Annotated in this window: 24 protein-coding genes, 2 tRNA genes and 2 other annotated features; of the genes, 18 read left to right on the top strand and 8 right to left on the bottom strand. The window is 53.7% G+C overall.

Going from position 1 to position 23,926, the window contains the following annotated elements; genetic code table 11:
- The first annotated feature begins 42 nt into the window (after positions 1-42).
- A complete protein-coding gene (locus M1136_11790; protein ID MCL5076303.1) occupies positions 43-336 on the top strand; it encodes a hypothetical protein in 294 nt (97 codons plus the stop codon).
- Positions 329-568 carry a hypothetical protein gene (locus M1136_11785; protein ID MCL5076302.1) on the top strand — a complete coding sequence of 80 codons (240 nt, stop codon included), beginning with the start codon at positions 329-331 and terminating at the stop codon, positions 566-568. Before M1136_11790 ends, M1136_11785 begins: the two co-directional genes overlap by 8 nt.
- Here M1136_11785 and M1136_11780 read toward each other — a convergent pair.
- Positions 565-780 carry a hypothetical protein gene (locus tag M1136_11780; protein ID MCL5076301.1) on the bottom strand — a complete coding sequence of 72 codons (216 nt, stop codon included), beginning with the start codon at positions 778-780 and terminating at the stop codon, positions 565-567. The two genes, M1136_11785 and M1136_11780, sit on opposite strands and share 4 nt — an antisense overlap.
- A gap of 182 nt (positions 781-962) precedes the next feature.
- On the opposite strand from M1136_11780, the gene M1136_11775 reads away from it, so the two are divergent.
- From M1136_11775 to M1136_11745, 7 genes are all read left to right on the top strand, one after another.
- Positions 963-1,199 carry an AbrB/MazE/SpoVT family DNA-binding domain-containing protein gene (locus M1136_11775; GenBank protein ID MCL5076300.1) on the top strand — a complete coding sequence of 79 codons (237 nt, stop codon included), beginning with the start codon at positions 963-965 and terminating at the stop codon, positions 1,197-1,199.
- Between the two features lie 2 nt (positions 1,200-1,201).
- The gene (locus M1136_11770; GenBank protein MCL5076299.1) at positions 1,202-1,621 is read left to right on the top strand and encodes a type II toxin-antitoxin system VapC family toxin; all 420 of its coding nucleotides are present in this window, start codon (positions 1,202-1,204) and stop codon (positions 1,619-1,621) included.
- Between the two features lie 27 nt (positions 1,622-1,648).
- Positions 1,649-4,402 (top strand): DEAD/DEAH box helicase family protein, encoded by a 2,754-nt coding sequence (locus M1136_11765; protein MCL5076298.1) that lies wholly within the window; start codon positions 1,649-1,651, stop codon positions 4,400-4,402.
- 485 nt (positions 4,403-4,887) lie between these two features.
- A complete protein-coding gene (locus M1136_11760; GenBank protein MCL5076297.1) occupies positions 4,888-6,012 on the top strand; it encodes a restriction endonuclease subunit S in 1,125 nt (374 codons plus the stop codon).
- Position 6,013: 1 nt separating this feature from the next.
- A complete protein-coding gene (locus M1136_11755) occupies positions 6,014-6,667 on the top strand; it encodes a transposase (protein ID MCL5076296.1) in 654 nt (217 codons plus the stop codon).
- Positions 6,657-8,129 (top strand): type I restriction-modification system subunit M, encoded by a 1,473-nt coding sequence (locus M1136_11750; protein MCL5076295.1) that lies wholly within the window; start codon positions 6,657-6,659, stop codon positions 8,127-8,129. Before M1136_11755 ends, M1136_11750 begins: the two co-directional genes overlap by 11 nt.
- A gap of 79 nt (positions 8,130-8,208) precedes the next feature.
- Positions 8,209-8,460, top strand: coding sequence for a hypothetical protein (locus M1136_11745; protein ID MCL5076294.1), 252 nt, complete (start codon positions 8,209-8,211; stop codon positions 8,458-8,460).
- Between the two features lie 45 nt (positions 8,461-8,505).
- On the opposite strand, the gene aroC is transcribed toward M1136_11745, so the two are convergent.
- From aroC to thrC, 7 genes are all read right to left on the bottom strand, one after another.
- Positions 8,506-9,645 (bottom strand): chorismate synthase, encoded by a 1,140-nt coding sequence (gene aroC / locus M1136_11740; GenBank protein MCL5076293.1) that lies wholly within the window; start codon positions 9,643-9,645, stop codon positions 8,506-8,508.
- 14 nt (positions 9,646-9,659) lie between these two features.
- Entirely contained in the window at positions 9,660-10,511 is an 852-nt protein-coding gene (locus M1136_11735; protein MCL5076292.1) for a shikimate dehydrogenase, read from the bottom strand.
- Positions 10,512-10,517: 6 nt separating this feature from the next.
- Positions 10,518-11,810 (bottom strand): 3-phosphoshikimate 1-carboxyvinyltransferase, encoded by a 1,293-nt coding sequence (gene aroA / locus M1136_11730; GenBank protein MCL5076291.1) that lies wholly within the window; start codon positions 11,808-11,810, stop codon positions 10,518-10,520.
- Between the two features lie 19 nt (positions 11,811-11,829).
- Positions 11,830-12,843: a 3-deoxy-7-phosphoheptulonate synthase gene (aroF, locus tag M1136_11725; protein MCL5076290.1), complete on the bottom strand. Its 1,014-nt coding sequence runs from the start codon at positions 12,841-12,843 to the stop codon at positions 11,830-11,832.
- 161 nt (positions 12,844-13,004) lie between these two features.
- Positions 13,005-13,904 (bottom strand): homoserine kinase, encoded by a 900-nt coding sequence (gene thrB, locus M1136_11720; GenBank protein MCL5076289.1) that lies wholly within the window; start codon positions 13,902-13,904, stop codon positions 13,005-13,007.
- A 27-nt stretch (positions 13,905-13,931) separates the two neighbouring features.
- Positions 13,932-14,207 (bottom strand): MoaD/ThiS family protein, encoded by a 276-nt coding sequence (locus tag M1136_11715; GenBank protein MCL5076288.1) that lies wholly within the window; start codon positions 14,205-14,207, stop codon positions 13,932-13,934.
- 42 nt (positions 14,208-14,249) lie between these two features.
- Positions 14,250-15,491, bottom strand: a complete 1,242-nt coding sequence (thrC, locus tag M1136_11710; protein MCL5076287.1) for a threonine synthase — start codon at positions 15,489-15,491, stop codon at positions 14,250-14,252.
- 46 nt (positions 15,492-15,537) lie between these two features.
- Positions 15,538-15,825: a binding site (T-box leader), on the bottom strand.
- A 130-nt stretch (positions 15,826-15,955) separates the two neighbouring features.
- On the opposite strand from thrC, the gene M1136_11705 reads away from it, so the two are divergent.
- From M1136_11705 to M1136_11665, 9 genes are all read left to right on the top strand, one after another.
- Positions 15,956-16,029: transfer RNA gene (locus tag M1136_11705), tRNA-Val, on the top strand.
- Positions 16,030-16,038: 9 nt separating this feature from the next.
- Positions 16,039-16,280, top strand: a binding site (T-box leader).
- Between the two features lie 15 nt (positions 16,281-16,295).
- Complete coding sequence (thrS, locus tag M1136_11700) at positions 16,296-18,068, top strand: threonine--tRNA ligase (protein ID MCL5076286.1); 1,773 nt, start codon at positions 16,296-16,298, stop codon at positions 18,066-18,068.
- Positions 18,069-18,256: 188 nt separating this feature from the next.
- The gene (locus M1136_11695; GenBank protein MCL5076285.1) at positions 18,257-19,024 is read left to right on the top strand and encodes a DUF4115 domain-containing protein; all 768 of its coding nucleotides are present in this window, start codon (positions 18,257-18,259) and stop codon (positions 19,022-19,024) included.
- A gap of 180 nt (positions 19,025-19,204) precedes the next feature.
- Positions 19,205-19,303, top strand: a tRNA-Sec gene (locus M1136_11690).
- 258 nt (positions 19,304-19,561) lie between these two features.
- The gene (locus tag M1136_11685; GenBank protein ID MCL5076284.1) at positions 19,562-19,852 is read left to right on the top strand and encodes a GYD domain-containing protein; all 291 of its coding nucleotides are present in this window, start codon (positions 19,562-19,564) and stop codon (positions 19,850-19,852) included.
- Between the two features lie 234 nt (positions 19,853-20,086).
- Positions 20,087-21,238, top strand: a complete 1,152-nt coding sequence (locus tag M1136_11680; GenBank protein ID MCL5076283.1) for an acyl-CoA dehydrogenase family protein — start codon at positions 20,087-20,089, stop codon at positions 21,236-21,238.
- A 12-nt stretch (positions 21,239-21,250) separates the two neighbouring features.
- Positions 21,251-21,670, top strand: coding sequence for a DinB family protein (locus tag M1136_11675; protein ID MCL5076282.1), 420 nt, complete (start codon positions 21,251-21,253; stop codon positions 21,668-21,670).
- A gap of 35 nt (positions 21,671-21,705) precedes the next feature.
- Entirely contained in the window at positions 21,706-22,113 is a 408-nt protein-coding gene (locus M1136_11670; GenBank protein MCL5076281.1) for a DUF4760 domain-containing protein, read from the top strand.
- Between the two features lie 31 nt (positions 22,114-22,144).
- Positions 22,145-23,926, top strand: a complete 1,782-nt coding sequence (locus M1136_11665; protein MCL5076280.1) for a cellulase family glycosylhydrolase — start codon at positions 22,145-22,147, stop codon at positions 23,924-23,926.

The raw sequence follows: 23,926 nt of genomic DNA, 5'->3' as shown, positions 1-23,926 counted from the left end.
GGTATACAATTTGTATACACTTGTATATAGAGGAGGTAGTTAGTGCTTCGCATAGAGTCTCTGGAAATCGATGACCATATTCTGGAAAAGATTGAGTCGAAGCACGGCATCTCGTTTACCGAGGTTGGGGAGGCCTGCCTCTCCGAGAGGCGGCATATCAGGAGGAGCAGGGAAGGATTATATAAGGTCTTTAGCCAAACCGCAGCCGGACGCTACATCCTGGTGGTGCTGGTGAACCTTGGCAGAGGTAACTGGAAAATAGTTACGGCACGGGAAATGGCTGATAGCGAAAGGCGGCTGTATGGTAAGGCCATCGGAGGCGAACAAAATGGTTGATTTGGATAGGGAAATCGAGCGTATTGAACAAGGGGACGCCTGGGACGAGAGCGATGAGGTCATCCAGGTGGAAGTAAAGAAACCTTTAGACAAAGTGATACCGGTGCGACTTTCGGCAGAGAAATGGGAGGAGCTGAGGAAGGAAGCCCGAGAGCTTGGCATTGGTCCGACAACTCTTGCTCGCATGTGGATACTTGAGCGTTTGCGGCAGAGGACAAAGGCAGGCGTCTAGCCACGGCAGCTTGTTACTTTGATTGTGGCGTGACCGCTCATCACCCTTGCAATGCGAACATTAAGCCTATCCCACAGCAGGGTTCGCTGCGCCGTCGGCCCGGGCGAGCCAATCTTGTTAATACGCAGAACTTCTTTACCACTGGTTAACCTATCTTCAAGGGGCAAGGGTATGGTGTAGTCGATAGTGACTTGAGGTGGGTCGAACTCCACCCTCTTAACAAACGACCTAAGAAACGCCTTTTGCTCTGGGAAAGAAGCACTCCCCCAATAGCCGTTTCAAGTCTGAGGCATATTCCTCTACCGCTTTCCTCATCATCCCCGCCCTGCTTGATTCTGTGGTATACATCAATGGTGAAATAGTATATACTGTTATCAGAGCGGAGGTGATGTAAATGAATACTTCAACCCTTTCGTCTAAAGGGTGGGTAGTTATCCCCCAAGAGTTAAGGGAGCGCTATGGGCTCAGGAAAGGCGATAAGGTGCATTTTGTCGAATATGGAGGGGTAATTGCTGTAGTGCCTGTCTCCAAAAACCCCGTAGGGGAATCAGCAGGTATGCTAAAGGGTGAAACCTCCCTGGTCGAAGCCCTATTGAAGTCAAGGCAAGAGGATGCCGCCAAAGGAAAGTAAACTTGGCTGAGCCAGAATATAAGCGTTATGTTCTCGATAGCTATGCTCTCATTGCCTACTTTGAGGATGAAGCAGGTAGCGAAAAGGTGAAAGGGCTTTTGGAGCAAGCTATCGGAGGGGAATGTGCACTCATGATGAGCGTGATAAATTTGGGTGAGGTTCTTTATATTGTAGAGCGGGAAAGAGGACTTCCCCAGGCACAAAAGACACTGGCTCGTATTGCTGAGCTCCCCATAAATATCGTAGATGCTGACCGCTATCTCACCTTTGCCGCCGCTCATATAAAGGCGCAGTGCCCTATCGCCTATGCTGACTGTTTTGCAGCGGCACTCGCTCAGACCGAAGAGGCAGCCTTGCTAACCGGCGACCCTGAATTCAAAAGGGCGGAAATGGATGCCCTGTTCCCCATCGTCTGGCTTTAGTATAAGGATTGAGAAGGAATTAGCTACATGAAACCGGAGGAGAAGGCCCGGCAGAGGATTGACCAGCTCTTAATGGCTGCGGGCTGGGTGGTTCAGGATTTGCACGAGTTGAACCTGGGAGCCTCCCTGGGTGTTGCCGTTCGCGAGTTTCCGCTCGAGTCTGGTAGCGCTGATTATCTCTTATTCGTAAACAGGCGAGCAGTTGGGGTAGTGGAGGCGAAGTCGGAGGGCACCACGCTGAGTGGCGTAGCCGAACAATCTGAGAAATACCTGGCCGGCTTTCCGGCAAATCTGCCCCATGTTATGAAACCTCTGCCTTTTGCCTACGAAAGCACAGGGATGGAAACCTTCTTTTGGGACTTGAGAGACCCAGACCCCCGCTCGCGCCGGGTCTTCACCTTCCACCGACCAGAGACCCTTGGCGAATGGAGCTCGCAAGACGATACCCTGAGAGCCAGACTCAGGAAAATGCCTCCCTTGATAATTGACGGGCTAAGAGACTGCCAAATCCAAGCCATACAGAACCTGGAAGAATCCTTCACCGACGCCAGACCCAGGGCGTTAATCCAGATGGCCTCTGGCGGCGGTAAGACCTACGCTGCTGTTAGTTTCATCTACCGCTTGATTAAGTTTGCCGATGCCCGCAGAGTGCTTTTCCTGGTGGACAGGAGCAACCTGGGGCGCCAGACAAGGAAGGAGTTTCAGCAGTATGTAACCCCGGATGACGGCCGGAAGTTCACCGAGCTTTACAACGTGCAGCATCTAACCTCTAACACCCTGGACCCCGTTAGTCGGGTATGCATCACCACCATTCAGAGGCTCTATTCCATGCTCAAGGGGGAACCGGAATTTGAGGCCGAACTCGAGGAGCAGTCGCTATTTGCCCTGGCACCTGAAGAAGAGAAGTCCAAAGAGGTGGGCTATAATCCCCAAATTCCGATAGAAACTTTCGACTTCATTGTTACAGACGAGTGTCACCGTTCCATTTATCATCTCTGGCGCCAGGTGCTGGAATACTTCGATGCTTTTATTATAGGACTGACGGCCACGCCTTCAAAGCAAACCCTCGGTTTCTTCGATCAGAACCTGGTCATGGAATACAGCCACGAGCGGGCGGTGGCCGATGGGGTCAATGTGGGCTATGAGGTATATCGCATCCAGACTCAAATCACCGAGGAGGGCAGCAAGGTCGAAGCTGGATATTACGTAGACAGGCGAGACAAGCTGACCAGAGAGACACGCTGGGAGCTGCTTAATGATGATATTGAGTACACCGCCAGCCAGCTGGACCGCGATGTGGTTGCCCCCGACCAGATAAGGACAGTGATAAGAACCCTCAAGGACAAGCTATTTACCGAGATATTCCCCGGCCGCAGGGAGGCACCGAAGACGCTAATCTTCGCCAAGGACGATTCCCATGCCGAGGACATCGTCCATATCGTCAGGGAGGAGTTCGGCAAGGGGAACGAGTTTTGCAAAAAGATAACCTACAAAACTACGGGCGAAAAAGCGGAGGATTTGATCGCCAGCTTCCGCAATTCTTACAATCCGCGCATAGCCGTTACCGTGGACATGATTTCCACCGGCACCGATATCAGGCCGCTGGAGTGCCTCCTCTTCATGAGGGACGTCAAATCAAGGGTGTATTTCGAGCAAATGAAGGGCCGGGGAACGAGAACCATCTCACCCACCGATTTTAATGCGGTTACCCCAGATGCCGATTGTAAGACGCGCTTTGTGATAGTGGACGCCATCGGCGTGTGCGAGAACGACAAGACCGATTCCAGGCCCCTGGAGCGCCAGCCCAGCGTGCCTTTCGATAAGCTGATAATGTCGGTTGCTATGGGCGACCGGGACGAAGATACCCTTAGCTCCCTGGCTGGCCGGCTGGCTAGCCTGGACAGGCAGATAACCGATGCGAACAGAAAGGAAATCGAGCAAGCGGCGGAGGGCAAGAGCCTCAAGGACATAGTCAACAGCTTGCTGGATGCCCTAGACCCCGATAAGAAGATAGACAAGGCCAGGGAGCTTTTCCAAACGGAAGCACCGACCGTGGAACAGGTCAAAGAGGCTTCCCAAGAGCTGGCCAAGATTGCCTGTGCCCCCTTCGACCAGCCGAAGTTCAGAAACGTGATAATGGACATCAAGAAGAGGAGCGAGCAAATCATAGATACGGTGAGCAAGGATGAGGTAATTCTTGCCGGGTTTGATGAACGGGCAAAGGAGAGGGCTCAAACCATCATCGATACCTTTAAGAGGTTCGTGGAGGAAAACAAGGACGAACTAACGGCGTTGCAACTGATTTACGGCAAGCCTTATGGCCAGCGCCGCCTGACCTACCAGGAAATCAAAAGCCTGGCCGAGGCGATAAAGAAGCCCCCCTATCATCTGACACCGGAGCTTGTCTGGCAGGCTTATGAGCAACTGGACAGGGCAAAGGTGAAGGGGGCCGGACCGCAAAAGCTCCTGACCAACATCATTTCGCTGCTACGCTTTGCCGTTGGTGAGGCCGACGTCCTTGAGCCCTTCCCTGAGGTAGTGAATCGCCGCTTTGGGTCATGGCTGGCCCAGCAGGAGCAGTTGGGGCGAAGGTTTACCCCGGAGCAGAGGGAATGGCTGGAGATGATAAAGCAGCATATCGCCACCTCAGCGAGCATCAGCGTAGAGGACTTTGAGTTAGTACCTTTCTGTGAGAAAGGTGGCGCAGTGAGGGCGAACCGCCTATTTGAGCAACAATTGGACAAGCTCCTGGAAGAGCTCAATGAGGTGCTGGTGGCATGAGGGAGAGAGAGAATAGCTTGCGCGAACTTCCCAGGGGCTGGGCCTGGACGAGGCTGGGGGAGGTTTGCCTAGAACCTCAATACGGGTGGACAACTAGCGCAAGAAACCAAGGAACCCTCCGCTTACTTAGGACAACGGATATTACGCCAGGGAGGATTGATTGGCATTCTGTTCCGTTCTGTGAAGAAGAACCACCTGATAAAGGAAAATATTTGCTTCAGGATGGAGACATAGTCATATCGAGGGCGGGGTCCGTTGGATATAGTTACCTTATCAGAAATCCGGTAGAGGCAGTCTTTGGTTCATATCTTATTCGGTTTAAGCCCTTGATTCGTGGTGAATATTTATCATACTTTTTGAAAAGCCCCTCTTACTGGCAATTTATCTCGGAAAAGAGCCTTGGAATTGCTATCCCCAATGTTAATGCTACCAAACTGAAGCAGGTTGTTGTCCCCCTTCCTCCCCTTCCCGAGCAGCAGCGCATTGTGGCGAAGATTGAGGAGCTTTTCACTCGGCTGGATGCCGGCCTGGAGGCGCTGAAGAAGGTCAAGGCGCAGCTGAAGGCTTACCGCCAGGCAGTCCTTAGAGACGCCTTTGCAGGGAGGCTCACCGCCGAGTGGCGGGAAGCCCACGGGGGCGAGATGGAGCCGGCCTCCGTGCTCCTGGAGCGCATCAAAGAGGAGCGCCGAAGGCAAGCGGGAGGCAAGCTGAAGGAGCTACCGCCAGTAGACACCTCAGATTTGCCTGAACTGCCGGAGGGCTGGGCGTGGACCAGGCTGGGGGAGAGTGCAGAAATGGTAAATCCTGGATTCCCCTCGGGTAAACATAATAAGGAGCGGATTGGAGTTCCTCATCTCAGGCCGATGAATATTAACATCAAAGGCGAGATTGACCTAAGTGATTTAAAATATGTGGAATCTGAAGACCACGACTGTCTTTTGAAAGGCGATGTCCTGTTCAACAATACCAATAGCCCAGAATTGTTGGGCAAGACAGCCTGGATTAGGCAAGATACTAACTGGGCCTATTCTAACCATATGACCAGAATCAGACTGAATGTGAACCTGCTAAATCCTCCCTGGATTGCTTGCTGTCTTCACAGCTTGTTTCTCAACGGCTTTTTCAGAGCGAATTGTGTCCACCACGTGAATCAGGCGAGCATAGGTTCATCATTTCTCGCAGAAAGAGTTATAATCCCCCTCCCCCCGCTCCCGGAGCAGCAGCGCATCGTTGAGGAAATCGAGCGACGCTTTTCTGTTGCTGACCAGATAGAAAAGACGGTGGAACGTGGCCTCAAGCAGGCCGAGAGGCTGCGCCAGAGCATCCTGAAGAGAGCCTTTGAGGGCAAGCTGGTGCCGCAGGATCCAACAGATGAGCCGGCAGAGAGGCTGCTGGAGCGGATAAAGGCGGAGAGGGCAAGCCGAGAGCTTCAGGCCAGGCCAGCAAGAAAGGCCCGTAGGGAGGCGACTATAATGCAGAGGCTTTCCCAAAAGGGTAGTGCGAAGGGGCGAAGCCCCTTCGTAATCAACTCTTCCCCCTCTCCTTTCCAAGGAGAGGGGGATAAAGGGGGTGAGGTTCTTAGGCAGCCCCTACAAAGGAGGTTGCTATAGCATGCCCAATGAATCAGCCACCATCGTCCAGAGATACGAGCCAGAAAAATACCGTCGGAGGTCTATCCGATTAAATAATTACGATTATTCACAAGCAGGGGTGTATTTCGTAACCATTTGCACATATAACAGGGAATGTTTGTTCGGTGAAATTGCAAACTCACAAATGGAACTATCGCCCATCGGTGCAATCGCATACCAATGTTGGTGTGAAATCCCCAAACATTTTAATCCCGTCCAATTGGACGAATTTATTGTGATGCCCAATCATATTCATGGGATAATTGTGATCACCGAAAACCGTAGGGGCGAGGTCACCTCGCCCTCTGGTATGGATGGGGTTACTAATGAGGGCACGGGAACCGTGCCCCTACGGAAACCGATGGGAGGCACGGGAACCGTGCCCCTACGGAAACCAACGTTGGGGCAAATTGTGGCGTATTACAAATACCAAACCACCAAGATGATTAATCGCCTCGGCAATACACCTGGAAATCCTGTCTGGCAACGCAATTACTACGAACATGTGGTCCGAAATGAGGATGACTTAGGCAAAATTAGAGAATACATTGTGAACAATCCTCTAAAATGGGAATGGGATGAAGAAAACCCTGAAAACATAAAACAAAGGGGGTTGCTACAGCATGCCCAATGAATCAGCCACCATCGTCCAGAGGCTATGGAATTACTGTAATGTCCTGCGCGATGACGGCGTCAGCTATGGCGACTACGTTGAGCAATTGACCTATCTCCTCTTCTTGAAAATGGCTGATGAACAGTCGAGGCCACCGTTCAGCAAGCCATCCACCATTCGGCCGGAGCTGGGCTGGCAGAGCCTTCTACAGAAGGATGGGGATGCCCTGGAAGTTCATTACCGCCATATTCTGGAGAGCCTGGGCAAGGAGAAGGGGCTGCTCGGCGTCATCTTCAGAAAATCGCAGAACAAGATTCAGGACCCGGCCAAACTAAGGCGCCTCATTGAGCTTATCAACGCTGAGACCTGGGTGGGCCTGGACATCGATGTCAAAGGGGCTATTTATGAGGGGCTTTTGCAGAAAAACGCCGAGGACATAAAGAGTGGCGCCGGGCAATACTTCACGCCGAGACCCCTTATTAAGGCTATGGTGGAGGTTATCAGGCCCCAGCCGGGCATGACCATCTATGACCCTGCCTGCGGCACCGGGGGCTTTCTGCTGGCAGCTCACGACTACATATCGAAGACCTACCCGCTGGATAGGGACCAGAAGGAGTCTCTCAAACTCCAGGCCCTCAGCGGTAAGGATATTGTTGACGGCGTCGCCAGGCTGTGCGTCATGAATCTGTATCTCCACGGTATCGGGGGCGAAGAAAGTCCCATCGAGGTTGGCGATGCTCTCATCTCCGACCCCGGTAAACGCTTCGATATGGTGCTTACCAATCCCCCCTTCGGCAGGAAAAGCAGCATCACTATTGTCAACGGCGAAGGCAAAGCCGACCGTGAGTCATTGATTTACGAGCGGGAGGACTTCTGGGCCACCACTTCCAACAAACAACTGAACTTCCTCCAGCATGTGAAGACGCTTTTGAAGATAAATGGCAGGGCTGGCATCGTCGTGCCTGATAATGTCCTCTTCGAGGGTGGCGCCGGCGAGACGGTGAGGAGAAGGTTACTCGCCGAGTGCGACGTCCATACCCTCTTGAGGCTACCGACGGGGGTATTTTACGCTCAGGGAGTGAAAGCAAACGTTCTCTTCTTTGACCGGAAACTAGCCAGCGAGAGACCGTGGACAGATAAGCTCTGGATATATGATTTAAGAACTAACAAGCACTTCACGCTTAAGACCAGCACGCTACGCTATGAGGACCTCACCGACTTCGTCCAGTGCTATAACCCGGGTAACCGCTTCGACCGGCAAGAAACGGAGCGGTTCAGGGCCTTCAGCTATAACGAACTCATGCAAAGGGACAAGGTCAGCCTGGATCTATTCTGGCTAAGAGACGAAAGCCTTGATGATTCAAGCACCCTTCCCGCTCCTGACGTTCTTGCTGGGGAGATTGCCGAAAACCTTGAGGCCGCCCTGGAGCAATTCGCCGCAATTCATCAGGATTTAATGGTGGGGGAGGGAGAGACAAGGTGATGCCACGAATATACCCCGTTTCTGCTCCTTCGCGAAGGGGTTGATTGCTGACCAATCGACGCCCTTTGGGAGGATCATTTTGCTGAAGTTATTGACCGCTATCCTGGTTCTTGTTTTGCTCCTGCTGGTGTGGAAGGCCTTTAGGGAGAGATTAGTGCTGGGTTTGAAGGCGGGAATGGCTGTCTATCTGATCGTTGTCGCTGTCCGTCTCGCTCAGCAGATGACCGACATCGACCGCTTATTTGCCCTGGGCACCGTTATCCTGGCCTTTCTGGGCATCTGGGTGGCGGCCTGGGCCATCACCAATTTCATTGCCAGCAGACAACAGTGAGCCATCCGTCCAGCGGGCCGCCCTTGCACTCAGGGAACGGTCTCTCTAGGGCCTGGTGCTCTCCTCTGCGAGCCGTTGTTGGAAGTGAGCGAAGTTCACCCTTATCTCCTCCAGGCTGTCTCCCCCCAATTTCTCCAGGAAAGCGCTGGCCAGGATCCAGGCCGCCATCGCTTCGGCTACGATGCCAGCTGCGGGCACGGCGCAGACATCGGAGCGGAGATACTGTGTTTGGGTCTCTATCCCTGTGGCCAGGTCGACAGAGTGCAGCGGCGTCACCGTCGTGGGGATCGGTTTCATGGCTGCTCTGACAACGATGGGTTCACCGTTGCTGACGCCGCCCTCTATTCCGCCGGCCCGGTTGGTGCGCCTGGTGAGACGTCCGCCGGTATAAAAGAGCTCATCGTGAGCCTCAGTGCCCCATAAACGAGCGACGGCGAACCCCTCACCTATCTCCACCCCCTTGATGGCGGGGATGCTCATAACGGCCTGGGCTAATAGACCGTCCAGGCGACGATCCCAATGGACATAGCTGCCCAGTCCCGGAGGTACGCCAAGGGCTATCACCTCAAAGATGCCTCCCAGTGAATCGCCCTTATTTTTTGTCTTATCGATGTGCTTTTTCATCTGGACTGTGGCTTCTGGATCGGCGCAACGTAAGGCAGAGCTCTCCGCCAGCGCTGCGAGTTCAGTGTAAGGGAGGTCGGCTATGTTAGCTCGGATATCTCCGATCGCAAGCACATGGCTGAAAATGGTTATATCAAACTCCTGGAGCAAAGCCTTAGCTATGGCCCCGATGGCGACGCGCATCGCTGTCTCTCGTGCACTGGCCCGTTCCGAGACCGAACGAAGGTCGTGGTGACTGTACTTGAGTTTGCCGGCCAGGTCGGCATGTCCGGGACGCGGCACCGTCAGTGGGGGAAGGTCTTTATTCTTCCAGTTAGGCCAGTCTTTATTTTCAATACGGAGGGCGATGGGAGCGCCCGTGGTCTCTCCCTTTGTCACGCCGCTTAAAATCTCCGCACGGTCTTGTTCGATCTGCATACGCCCCCCACGCCCGTATCCTTTCTGCCGTCGACTCAACTCAACGGCTATGCGCTCCTCGGTGAGGGGAAGTCCGGCTGGCATCCCTTCGACGATGCCGATCAGGCACGGTCCGTGCGATTCTCCGGCCGTTAAAAAGCGCAGTTCTCTACCCATGTTCAGTCCTCCTCACAAGCGCTGTACATGACCTCTAGGGGTGGCTCCACTCCGGTCCAGAGGTGGAAGGCGCTTGCGGCCTGATGGATCAGCATCGCTAATCCGCCGATGGTTCTGGCCCCGGCCTGGCGAGCCTGACGCAGGAGCAAAGTTTCCCGCGGATTGTAGACCAGATCGAAGACCAGGAGATGAGGGCCGAGCAGACCAGTCCATGGCAGGGGCGAAGCTTCTGTCTGGGGCCACATCCCTAGCGGGGTAGTGTTAATCAGCAGGGCAGCGGTCGCCATCCTCTCGGCCAACAAGCGCTCGTTCAGGGAGCAAGATTCCAATCTAGCTGCGGGGAAGAGGGAACGAAATTGCCTCGCCAGCTCCTCGCCTCGCTGAATGGTACGGTTGAAGATAGTAATGCGACTGTTTGCCTGAGCGAGGGCGTATACAACCGCCCGGGCAGCTCCGCCAGCACCAAGGACGATGACCTCTTTACCCTGTGGATCGAAGCCGGTCTCGGCCAGGGCCCGTTGACAACCCAAGGCATCGGTGTTGTAGCCAATCATTCGGCCATCACGAACGACGATGGTATTTACCGCTCCGATGGCTGTCGCTTCCGGCGATAATTCGTCTAAGTACGGCTTGACCGCCTCCTTATGAGGGATGGTTACATTGACCCCGACCAGGCCCAGGGCATGCATGCCCTTGATTGCTGCTTCCAGTTGGACTGGAGGGACGGGGAAGACCACATAACAGTAGTTAAGTCTCAGGTGGGCGAAAGCCCGGTTATGGATAAAGGGCGACAGGCTGTGCTCCACCGGATACCCGATAAGCCCCGTAACCTTTGTCTTAGCGTCGATAGGCATGGTTTCTCACCTGCTTTGGCTGAGCCCCTTGAGGACATCGCTGAAGCCGGGGAAGGAGACGTCTATCGCTTCGGCCCCCTCGATCGTCGTTGTCCCAGAGGCGACCAGCCCGGCGATGGCTAGGGACATAGCCATCCTGTGGTCACCATAGCTTTGACAGGTTGTCCCAACCAGTGGCGTTGGTCCATCGATGATAAATCCATCCGCTTGTTCGGTGATCTTCGCTCCTAAACGAGATAACTCTCTGACGATGGCCTGAATGCGGTCCGTCTCCTTAACGCGTAGCTCCTGGGCATCGGCGATGGTAGTGCGTCCCTCAGCCTGGGTGGCTGCTACGGCGATGACTGGTAGTTCATCGATGAGACGAGGGATCAGGCGGCCGCGAATATCTATACCGTGGAGCGAACTGGAGCGGACCCTTAGGTCAGCCAACGGCTCGCCGCCTGTTTCCCGTCTGTTCTCGATGGAGATATCTGCTCCCATCTCGTGCAGAGCATCAAGCATGCCCGTACGGGTGGGATTAATGCCCACGTCTTTGATAGTGAGCGTGGCATTGGGCACGATGGTGGCCGCAACCAGGAAGAAGGCCGCAGACGAAATATCTCCAGGAACGTTGATCCTGATCGCCTGGGGGGAACTGTCCCCCCTAACAGTAATCGTGTCATCTCCCCAATCCACGATGACCCCCATAGCACGCAACATACGCTCGGTATGATCCCGGCTAGGAGCCGGCTCATAAATGGTGGTCTGGCCAGGGGCGAATAAGCCAGCCAGGAGGAGACAGGATTTAACCTGGGCGCTGGCCACGGGTAAGTGGTAACTGATGGGCTTCAGGTTACCGCCAATGATGGTTAGGGGAGGAAATTTATCGTGCTCTCGCCCGTATATGGTAGCTCCCATAGCTTGCAGGGGCTCGATAATTCGTCTCATCGGGCGATGGCGCAGGGAGTTGTCGCCAGTGATGACGGAGTAGAATGGCTGTCCGGCCAGGATGCCAGAGAGCAAACGCATCGTTGTCCCAGAGTTGGCGGCATCGAGCACGTTGGCCGGCTCGCTTAGTCCATATAGTCCTTTTCCGTGCACCACTAGGGATCCCATACCTGTCTCTGCGATCTCTACGCCAAGGTCACGGAGGCAGCGCAGGGTGGCCAGGCAATCGGTTGAGGAAACGAAGCCATTGATGGTTGTTTGTCCGCTGGCTAGAGCTCCCAAAAGCAGTGCTCGATGGCAGATTGATTTATCGCCGGGGACGCGTATTTCCCCTTGGAGAGAAGTGACTAGCTTGATCGTAAGTTTCACAGTGCTCAGAGGGTAAATATTATATCGTTCTGCCCACAGCCTGGGCAACGGCGCGTAGTTCTTGCATCAGTTGGCGAAAGTTATCCGGTTTGAGAGATTGGGGTCCGTCTGACAGGGCTTGTTCAGGGTGGGGATGTACCTCTATTAATAACCCATCAGCTCCGGCGGCCACAGCCGCCTTGGCGACAGCGCCGACCAGGTCCCATCTGCCCATGGCGTGGCTGGGATCAACGATAACTGGCAGATGACTGAGTTTCTTCAATACGGGTATGGCCCCGATATCGAGGGTGTTTCTGGTGGCTGTCTCAAAGGTTCTGATGCCTCGCTCGCAAAGGATGAGGCGATAGTTTCGATTCGAGAGGATATATTCGGCCGACATCAGCAGCTCTTGGATTGTAGACATCATGCCCCGTTTGAGGAGTACCGGATGGCCAGATTTGCCCACTTCTTGCAGAAGGCTGAAGTTTTGCATACTTCTTGCCCCCACCTGTAGAATGTCGCTATATTGGCAGACGAGGGGAACGTCGGTTGGACTCATCACCTCGGCGATGGTGAGGATGCCCACCTCCTCCTTCACCTCGGCCAGGATTTCAAGTCCTTTAACCCCCAACCCCTGAAAGCTATAGGGTGAGGTGCGCGGCTTGAAGGCCCCCCCGCGGAGCACCTTGGCCCCTGCCTCCTTCACGGCCCAGGCTGTTTCAAGCAGCTGTTGCTTGCTTTCTATAGCGCATGGTCCGGCCATGATGATGATTTCGCTGCCCCCGATAGTGGTCCCATTGAGGGAGATAACCGTATTTTCCGGTTTGAAGTCTCTACTGGCCAGTTTGAACGGTTGTAGGATAGGGACGGTGCGCTCGACGCCATCGAGCAGTTCGAGAGGCTCATCCACGAGAGGGCGTTCGTCACCGATGACTCCGATAATCGTCCTCTCCTCACCTACGGAGAGGTGGGCCTTATAGCCCAGCATTTCCACCCTATCGATCACATGTTTGACCTGATCGTCAGTAGCATCTTTTTTCATAACGATGATCATCCTGTGTTCCTTCTATTGTTTTGGCCATCCTGGCCAGATGGTATATGCAGAAAGCGCTCCTCCAGCGGGGAGCGCCCAGGACCTATGCCTTCTGATCGCCTGGATCCTGCTAATTGATTCGTATTATAGCATTCGATTTTCTGGTAGGCAAGTCGGGGTGGTTAAGGGATGATGACCTCAGCCCCGTTGTAGCAGATATCGACGATGAGGGCTCGTCCAGGATAACCATAACGCTTGCCTGTCTCTTGGAGGGACTGGGCGATCGCCTCCTCCTTCTTGTCCGTCAGAGCGAGGATGGCTGAACCAGCGCCGGACAGATAGGCACCCAGGGCGCCCGCTTCCGAAGCAGCCCGGAAAAAGCGCCTCATGGCCGGAAATAGGCTCTCGCGGTAGGGTTGGTGTAATCTATCGCCCGCGGCTACCCGTAGCAGGTCAAATCGTCTCTCGTAGAGTGCTCCTACTAAGAGAGCTGCTCGGCTCAAGTTGAAAATGGCGTCCTGGCGAGGAATCTTAGAGGGTAGGATGCCACGCGCCCTCCGGGTGGGCATGGCCAAGTCGGGGATATAAAGCACGGCCCTGAGTCCTGGTGGGACCTGAATTTTGAGGGCGATCACCCGTTTGTCGTCTAAAACAGTGATGACTAGTCCTCCCAATAGAGCGGCGGCTACGTTATCTGGGTGTCCTTCGATGGTATAGGCCAGGTCGAGGAGCTGTTCCGGTATCAGAGGATGGCCACAGAGCTCGTTGGCGGCTACAAGTGTGCCCACAATGACCGATGCGGAGCTGCCCAACCCTCCCGTTAAGGGGATGCGGTTGAGCAGAGAGAGTGCGAGGGGCGGTGTGGTTCTCCCAATGGCTTTGAAGTAAGCGTTGACCGTTCGCCAGGCGAGACTGGTTTCGTCTTTCGGCAGCCTGGCGCTTCCTTCCCCACTTATAGTCAGACTGGGCTGGTCGCTTGATTCAACTGCTACCTCGTTGAAGAAGGAGAGGGCCAGGCCGAAACAATCGAAGCCAGGCCCAAGATTAGCTGCTGTGGCTGGTACCCTTACTCTGGGACACAAATGTTCTCTCCTCAAAGAGTCTTCGACTTAGCCACCGGCCATTGCTGGGACGATGGATATATCGCGTGCTGTACTCACCGGCGTATCCAATCCATTCAGGAAACGGATATCTTCTCCATCCACGTAGATGTTGATGAAGCGCCGCAGCTGCCCCGAGTGGTCACAAAGCCGTTCCTTGAAGCCAGGATATTGCTGTTCAAGATCATCGATCAGTTCTCTTATGGTTGTTCCCTCTGTGACTACCTGGGCAGCTCCAGCGGTTAAGCGACGTAAGGGGGTTGGGATCTTAACATTTACGCTCATTAGTTTATACCTCCTAATATAGTCTCGGTTTTCGGAATTGGTTCAAACGGCCAGGGCCTGTTTTCCGACGATCTCATCGAACGATTCCACCGTGGGCTTAACCAAGAGTGGGGCGGCGATATGGTCGACTACGGCCTCTGGCGTCTTTAGGCCATTGCCGGTGATGTAGGCGATGGTGCGCTCATCGGGTGCGATCTTGCCTTTCTCGACAAGCCTTTTTAGAGCACCAATCGTGACACCGCCAGCTGTTTCGGTGAAGATGCCCTCTGTGCGAGCCAGTAACTTGATTCCTTCGATGATCTCCTCCTCTGTAACGCCCTCTATAGACCCTCCGCTCTGACGGACAATCTCCAGGGCGTAGAGCCCATCTGCTGGGTTGCCGATAGCCAGTGATTTGGCGATGGTTTGCGGTTTTCTGACGGGATGGATGATCTCAGCACCTGTGGCAAAGGCCTCCGCCACTGGTCCGCAGCCAGCGGCCTGAGCACCGGAGATGCGCGTCTGGTAATTGGCGATCAGCCCCACCTGCTGCAACTCGCGCAATCCCTTGGCCACCTTGGTGAGCAGGGATCCGGAGGCGATAGGCACGACTACGTGATCTGGAGCCTGCCATTGAAGTTGTTCGACCACCTCAAAGGCCAGTGTTTTCGAACCTTCCGCGTAATATGGTCGGATATTGATGTTAAAGAAGGCCCAGTGAAAGCGATCGGCCACTTCGCTGCAGAGGCGGTTCAGTTCGTCGTAGGTACCATCCACGGCCACCAACGTAGCCCCATAGATAGCCGCATTGACGATCTTGCTTTTCTCGACGTCGGCCGGGAGGAAGACATAGGTTTTTAGCCCGGCTTTGGCTCCAGCGGCGGCTACGGCGCTAGCTAAATTACCGGTTGAAGCGCAGGCGATGGTGTCGAAACCAAATTCCTTAGCCTTGGCCAGGGCAACGGCAACGACGCGGTCCTTGAAGGAGTAGGTCGGGTTAACGCTATCATTCTTGACATAAAGTTCCCTTAGCCCCAGGGCGCGGGCCAGGTTATCTGCTCTCTGGAGGGGGGTGAAGCCTACTTTTACCGAATCATCCTCGCCCCTTTCGACAGGTAATAAATCTCGATAGCGCCAGATAGAGGATGGTCCGCCCGCTATCTTCTCCCGGCTGATGAGGTTCTTTATCTCAGCGTAGTTATAATCGACTTCTAGGGGACCGAAACAATACTCGCATACGTGTATTGGCCCCAGGGGATAAAGCTCGCCGCACTCTTTACATTTTAAGCCCTTGATTCTGGCCATCCTGCACCTCCTTAAGGGTCCAGAATAAAAAAGTCTCTCGCCCCTCTAGAGGGACGAGAGCGAATCTCGTGGTACCACCCTTATTCGTCATCACCTTGCGGTGATGACCTCATTAAGTACGGGATCAAGTCCGATCCGATACTTCAGCCCTTTAACGGGGACTATTTGTCTCACCAAGAGACAACCGGCTCGACCTACTGAGATGTCCATTAAGGCATCCTTTGGGCCTGCAGCTCCGAGGTCATTTTCGGTGGTCTTCCAGGTGCCGCTTCTCAGCCGGTGCGGTTCTCTGTAACCCTTCCCTCCATCTACTCGTCCTCTTCATCGCCATTTTATTATTTGTTTAGAGGAATGGCCAAAGGGGAGATCCTCGACCATTGATTGTTAGTTTAGCATAGGCAATGCCATTTTGTCAAATTTTCTTGACTTAGGATCGCAGCTCTGCTAAAATTAAAGTGCATTTTGGGCAAGTAGCTCAGCTGGTTAGAGCGCAGCGTTGACATCGCTGAGGTCGTAGGTTCGACTCCTATCTTGCCCACCGAATAGGGAAAAAGCGTTGATCAAGACGAGTACCTGAGCGAGGGGCTCCAGAGAGAGGGGATCGTTGGCTGAGAGTCCTCTCGGCAACCGGCTCGGGGAAAACCACTTGGGAGTCAGCCCTGGAAATTAGTATAGGGCTGCGGTAGCCGCCGTTATCGGGCTGGAAAGGTCAGCCCAACACTCGATGACACGGGTGGTTGGTCTGGCAAACTTGGGTGGAACCACGTGAGTGAACCTCTCGTCCCATAGACGAGAGGTTTTTTGATGAGGAAAAAAGGAGGGAAGACCATGGCTGATTTGGAAACGATGAGACACTCGGCAGCCCATGTGATGGCTGAGGCTGTTCAATCGCTTATACCGGAAGCCAAGTTTGGCATTGGTCCGTCGATTGAGGATGGCTTCTATTACGACTTCGACTTGCCACGATCATTAACCACGGAGGACTTAGCGAAAATCGAAGAGAGGATGGCTGCCATCATCGCCGCGGATAAACTGTTTATACACAGCGAGATGAGCAAAGAGGAGGCCAAAGAGTTTTTTGCTGAGAGAGGACAAAGCTATAAAGTTGAGCTACTCGAGGGTTTGCCGGATGCCAGGGTAAGCATTTATCAGCAGGGCGACTTCATTGATTTATGTCGGGGACCACATCTCCAGCGGACCAGCGAGATCGGTCCCCTCAAACTGCTTAGCATTGCTGGGGCATACTGGCGAGGCGATGAGCGCCGACCAATGTTGCAACGCATCTATGGCACGGTCTTTCTGAGGGAAGAGGAGCTAAAGGGCTATCTGGCGAGACTCGAGGAGGCAGCGCGACGTGATCATCGTCGCCTGGGACGGGAGCTCGATCTCTTCAGCATCCACGAGGAGGGTGGCCCTGGGTTGATTTATTGGCATCCTAAGGGCGCTCGGATACGCGAGATCATCGAGGATTTCTGGCGTGCTGAACATCACAAGCGGGGTTATGATCTTATCTATACCCCTCATATCGGTAAGCTCGACCTGTGGAAAACGAGCGGTCATTGGGATTGGTACCGTGACAACATGTATTCTCCCATGGAAATCGAGGGACAGGAGTACCTGCTAAAACCGATGAATTGCCCCTTCCATATTCTTATTTACAAGACTAGGCTGCGCAGCTATCGCGATCTACCGCTGCGTTGGGCTGAGCTGGGGACGGTCTATCGTTACGAGAGGTCGGGGGTACTCCATGGGGCATTGCGGGTGCGTGGCTTTACCCAGGACGATGCCCATATCTTCTGCCGTCCCGACCAGTTAGAGGATGAGGTTGTTGGTGTTTTAGACTTTGCCCTCTTTATGGCAAGAGTCTTTGGCTACGATAGTTATGACCTTGAGCTGAGTGTTAGGGATGCGGCTGATTCGGCCAAGTATATGGGCAGCGATGAGGTGTGGGAGCACGCTGAGGCTGCCCTACGCCATGCTCTAGAGCGGCAAGGATCGAAGTATAAGAGGATGGAAGGAGAAGCTAAGTTCTATGGGCCGGCCATCGATATAAAATTGAGGGATGCGCTCGGTCGCCCCTGGCAGGGTCCTACCATCCAGGTGGACTTTAACCTGGCTGAACGCTTCGATGTGGTCTATATCGGGGAGGATGGGGCTGAACATCGTCCGGTAATGGTGCATAGGACAGTGTTGGGATCTATGGAGCGCTTTGTGGCCGGGCTAGTCGAGCACTACGCCGGTGCCTTCCCCGTTTGGTTGGCCCCGATTCAGGCCGTCGTCATCCCCATCGCGGACAGACACCTGGCCTACGCCGAACTTGTTGCGGACAGGCTAAGAAAGACTGAGCTGCGGGTGGAGGTTGATGGACGGCGAGAGAAAGTGAACTACAAGATTCGAGAGGCACAGCTGCAGAAGATACCGTATATGTTGGTTATAGGCGATAGGGAGGTGGACACGGGAACGATAGCGGTCCGCTTGCGTTCTGGGGAAAATATCGGTCCGCTGAGCATCGCTGATTTCATTCATTTGGCCAAACAGATTGCTGCTACTAAATCGTTCGACCTTCAAGGGGGATAGATAGATTTTGGGAATGAGGGCACAGCCCCTGGGAACCCCCGTTATTCGATGGACCTTGCTCTTTATTTGCCTGAAATTGGGGCGTATTTTATAATGATAATGGTGGCTGTCAGCAGATAGGGATAGAGATCAACATTCGTGTGTTGTTTCCCCCGGCCGGGAGTGATACGGCGAGGTAGGCGTGGCCAGTGGCGAAGCTTGGTGAGACGCTGCGGATGGCACGGGAACAGAGGCAACTGACGCTGGAGGATGCTGAGAGAACAACGTTGATCCGGCAGAAGATTCTCTCTGCGTTCGAGGAGGAGAACGTTGCTCAGTTACCCCCGTTCGTCTATGCCAGGGGTCTTTTGAAAATCTACGCCGAGTACTTAAACCTGGATGCCAACGAGATGGTTCGGTTGTTAGAGCAGACGTATGATCTCCCCAAAAGGTACGGCGTCATCCCAGCGACGAAGCGCATTAGCACTAATAGCCCCTTCACCCCAGCCCTATTTGTCACCATCATTATCTTGCTCGGCTTGTCCTTATTGCTTCTTTATCTTTATCAGGAGTACAGCTCTTTCGTTTCTAGCAGTGGCGGTGTTGGGACTTCGGCTACTCAGCCCAGCGGTACCGTTACTAGTGTGGCCGTTCTGCCTACGGCTACACCGACTGCTACTCCCTGGCCCAGCCCTACAGCGACCCCTACACCATATCCGGGGGTAACGATCGAAGCTAAGATAGTCGACCGAACCTGGCTCAGGGTAATCGTGGACGGAGTGATGGTTTTTCAAGGAATACTTGAACCAGGTATGACGATGACTTGGGCAGGGAAGGACAAGGTATTTATTCGTACTGGTAATGCTGGTGGTGTTGAGATTACTCATAATGGTAAGAAGAGGGGGCTGATGGGTAGCCGTGGCGAAGTGCTTGACCGAGAGTGGACAAGGGCTCAACCGGCAGAGGGGCAGCCATAGGGGTGAGACGGCTGTTGGCCAGCGAGCTTCACTATTGGGATTATAACTGCATTCAGGGCGACCGTACGTTGGTCACTTTGTACCGAGAAGGTCTTTACTGAAGCAAACAACTAGAACGGATCAGAGGGGGAGCTCAGCCTTGACAGGGGGGAGCCAATCCTATATGGTTAAGTTGGATTTGGGGGTGGATGGGTCCCGGTGGGTCTCGCGGTCTTCAAAACCGTTGGGAGGTACTTACAGGGTGTCTCTGGTGGGTTCGACTCCCACGCACCCCCGCCAATGCTGTCCTCGATCGAAGATTCTTTGAAGTGTGATCTTCTTCTCCTGTAATGCGTTACCAGCTCTGTAGACCGCAAGCGTTTCGCCTTTAGCAACATAGACTGTTCTCCTAAGCACGGATTCATAGCAATAGCGTGTATAGAATATGCCTGCGGAAGGCGACCCTATGCTAATGAGGCAGAGGATCAAGCGGCGGCCCGTTGATGGGCATGGTATAATGTTAGTGAGGGTGGCGCACTAGCGAAAGGAGGTACGTTTATGCCCATCTTTGTTGCGCTAGGACGAGCAACAGAGGAAGGAATGCGTAACTTGGGAGGGTTCTCACAGCGCCATGAGCAGGCTGTCAAACGGGCGGAGTCTATGGGGGGTAAGGTACTTGGCAGCTATGCTCTCCTTGGCCGCTACGACTACCTGGTTATCCTCGAGTGTCCTGATGTGGAGACCGCACTGAAGGTGCTGGCGCGGGAGGCCACCGGGGGTAATGTTCGCTATGAGACGATGATCGCCATTCCGATCGAGGAGTTCGCTAAGATTGTGGAGAGGATGTAGGGTTACTGTTCTTGTGTGTAGGTGTGCGCCATCCTCACTTGCTTATCTCCTGCTTGTAGGTTATGGGATGCTGGCGTAGTTGCTGGCATCTCATAAGTTATCTGGGGGCGTAAGGTTACAGTTACAAGAGAAATGAAGTTATGAGAAAACCCCGGCATATAACATGCTTAGCATTGGCTATAAGGATAGCATCCCTCAGTATAAGGAAAATTCGATTTAAGGAGTAGCGTGGCTATGAACTATTTCCTCTCCGAACAGCAGCAGGCTATCAGAGATCTTGCTCGGCAGATTGCTGAGGAGAAGATAAGGCCGGTTAGGGCTGAGTTGGACGAAAACGAGGAATTTCCCTGGGACCTGATGAAGGTGCTTGCTGATGCGGGCATGTTCAACATCTTTGTGCCTGAGAAATACGGTGGCTTAAGCGGTGGAACGCTGGATTTATGTCTGGTGATGGAGGAGCTCAGCCGCGTTTGTAGTGGGGTGGCGATCAGTTATGCGGCCAGTGCTTTGGCCGCTTATCCTATAGAGGCTTTTGGCTCGGAAGAGCAAAAGCGCAAATATCTCACTGACCTCGGTTCTGGGAAAAGGCTCGGTGCCTTCGCCTTGACCGAATCTTCGGCGGGAAGCGATGCTGCAGCAATCCGTACCACAGCGGATAAAGATGGGAATTTTTATGTTCTCAATGGCACAAAGCAGTTCATCACCAATGGCGGTGAGGCGGAGATATATGTTGTCATAGCTTTGACCGATAAAACTAAGGGACCACGGGGGGCCAGCGCCTTCATTGTGGAGAAGGGTACCCCCGGCTTCTCCTTCGGCCGCAAAGAGCAGAAGATGGGGATTCGTGCCTCAGCTACCCGTGAGCTGATTTTTGATGATTGTCGTGTTCCCAAGGAGAATCTGTTGGGGCGGGAGGGCATGGGGTTTATCCTGGCCTTACGCAATTTTGACCGCGCTCGCCCCGGAGTGGCTGCGCAGGCCGTGGGCATCGCCCAGGGTGCCTTGGAGGCAGCCGTAGAGTATGCGAAGCAACGCGTCCAGTTTGGGCATCCGATCTCTTCGTTTCAAGCCATTCAGCATACGCTGGCCGATATGGCCACGCAGATCGAGGCTGCCAGGGCTCTGGTCTATGCGTCAGCCAGAATGATCGATACTGGAGCTAAGGATTTCAGCAAAGAGTCGGCTATGGCTAAACTCTTTGCTACAGATGTAGCTATGAAGGTGACTATTGATGCTGTCCAGATTTTTGGTGGTGTGGGCTATATGCGCGATTACCCAGTGGAAAAGATGATGCGTGATGCCAAGATTACTCAAATCTATGAAGGAACCAATCAGATCCAACGAAATGTTATTGCCTCAGAGCTACTGAAGGGAAAATTAATGTGAGGTGAGGAAGCAATGGATGGCGAACTTGGGTTACTCCTGGCTGATTTGCAAACGAGACGGGCAGAAGTCCTCCGCAGACTGGGCGGCCTGAGCGAGGAGCAGTTGGAGCGAAAGGTGGAGTGGGCGGGGGTGGAGAGGACGGTTCGCTTCTTGCTTCATCGCTTTGCTGACCATGAGAAGGAGCATATTATTCAAATTAGGAAAGCTCGCCAGAATCTGGGATTGCCCCAAAGCGAGGCCCAAATGATTCTGTCCAAGGCTGAAGAGACGCGAGGCGAGTTGATCGGTGCATTGCTTGGAGTAAGCGATGAGCACCTGTCAAAGGTGACAAAGGAGGGGGAATGGACGATCAGGGAGGTGTTGCAACACCTCTGTGATACAGAGAAGTCCTTCTTGGACAAGATAGAGAGGGCTTGCGCTAAAATAGACTAAATCGCCAGCCAGTTTGAGGAATGAGGAGGATAGCTATGGGTGAGCCTACGCAACGCGATGTTGATGTTTTGCTCAAACTTTGGGAGCTGAGCATTGCGGAGAGGATGCAGGAGGCGATGGCTTGGATGCTATCGGAGTTCAGTGCCAAGGACTACACGGAGTTCAAGGAGAAGTACCCGAGAGGAAGCGAGGGGCGCCGCAAATTTAACCTTGTTTGTGGCAACTACGAGCTGGCCGGGCTGTTAATTGCAAGAGGTCTTCTTAATGAAGACCTCTATTTTGATCTGATCGGCGGTATCGAACCCCTCTGGGGCAGAGTCAAGGGGATAATGCCTGGTTGGAGGGCGGAAAGCGATCCCCGCATGTACGAGAATTTCGAGATCCTCCACCAGCATTATCTGAGGTGGCGAGAGTCTCACCCACCAAAGGTGACGGCCAGATAATCTCTGGCCGCTTGCATGTTAGGACCGCTAAATGAGAACTGTAGGGTATGTTATCTCTGCCATCGCCACGGTCGTCCTATCCTTCGCTAGCCTCCCTGTCGCTGTTGCCGCGCAGGGGATGATCGAGACTTTATACATGAGCGATCGCCTCGATCCGGATGCCCCAGTGATAACTGTTTTCCAGCCCAACACGGCCTCCGTAGTAGCGATCGTTGGCTTCGCCGGCTTGGTGAGCGGGCAAAACCTTACCATCAAGGCTCTTGATGCTGGCGGTATCGTCGTGGCCACGTATCAGCATGTTATCTCTGGACAAGCGGGCGATGTGCATCGTGGTATCTTAATGGCCCGCTTGATCCATTCATCCGCTAGTTTTCCAGCCAGTCTCTACCGTACTGAGGTGAGCATAGATGGGCAGATGAGCAAATCTGTGGCTTGGACGGTTAGATCCATTCCCACTTCTGTGTCCTCGACGGGTGATGTAAGCGCTCAGCTCCTTAATAGTCCTTTAGCGGCCGTGGCAAATACGGATGCCCGCTTCGGCATGGCCAATATCTTCCCAGATCACACTGCTGTTGGTGGGAAAGAGGCGCAGAGCAGCACACGATGGATGCGGCTGGCCAGGGATGGTGGAGCGGTGTCTAATCGTTTAGAGTTTAAGTGGCGTGAGATTGAGGCACGGCGGGGTGAATTCAACTACTCAGCCTATGATATGGTTGTCAAGGATAATCTCGACTATGGCCTGGTGCTGACAGGCATCCTCATTGATACCCCCAGTTGGGCCAGTATTACAGGGGGCTTTGGAAACCAGGTGCCCTCTAATCTCTATGCACCTGTGTTTCATGCCGATGGTTCACCTAACAAGGATAATTACTGGGGGAATTTTGTCTATAATACGGCCTTGCGTTACAAAGATGCGGTGCTCTACTGGCAGATTTGGAATGAGCCCAACCTGTCCCGATTCTGGTCGGCTACTCAGGCTGAATATTACCAGCTGTTGAAGGTCGCCTACCAGGCGATAAAAAGGGCTGATCCGAAGGCCAAGGTCATTTTGGGTGGATTTTCAGGCTACCAGGATATGAGGTTCTTAGATGGGGTTCTTCAGGTGGCTAAATCTGATCCTGCGGCCAAAGCGAACAATTTCTATTTCGACATACTATCCTGGCATGCTTATAGCCGAGCGCGTCAGCTGTTCGATGGGACCAATGCTTATCGGGATAAGCTTGGTGCTTACGGCTTATATCATCCGATTTGGATAACTGAATCGGGCATTCCGGCCTGGGATGACCACATGGTGCGCGGAACCGACCCTCGACCGTACCAATGGAGCGCTACACTAGACGAGCAGGCCTCTTACGTTATTCAATCCTATGCCTATGCTTTAGCGGCCAGCGCCGGCGTTGTTCATTATTATCGCTCAAGCGATACCGGTGAGCCGGAAGCCTGGGGTATGGTGAGAGGTGATGGCAGTCTTCGCCCGGCTTATATCGCCTATCAGGTGGTCACCAAATACTTTCAAAATGTGACAAGGGTCATTTTAAGTCACAATATGAGCGGTTATGACCAGGTGATTCTTGAACGTCCTGGTCAGAGGATCACGGCGCTATGGGCCAGCGGTCCTAATCCGGTTGAGGCCAGGGTTCCGGCCAGCAGAGAACAGGCTATCCTGGTCGATAAGTTTGGGCAAATGGCGGCAATCGGAGCGCGAGGGGATCAGTATCATCTCCTGTTGCCTCCGGCCACGGCCAATCTGGGCAATAGCACCGACGATTATATCATCGGTGGCGATCCCTACTTGATAGTAGAGGATGAATAA

This window comes from Chloroflexota bacterium (assembly GCA_023475225.1).
Taxonomy (GTDB): Bacteria; Chloroflexota; UBA6077; order FW602-bin22; family JAMCVK01; genus JAMCVK01.
This window is presented reverse-complemented; position numbering and strand designations above follow the sequence as displayed.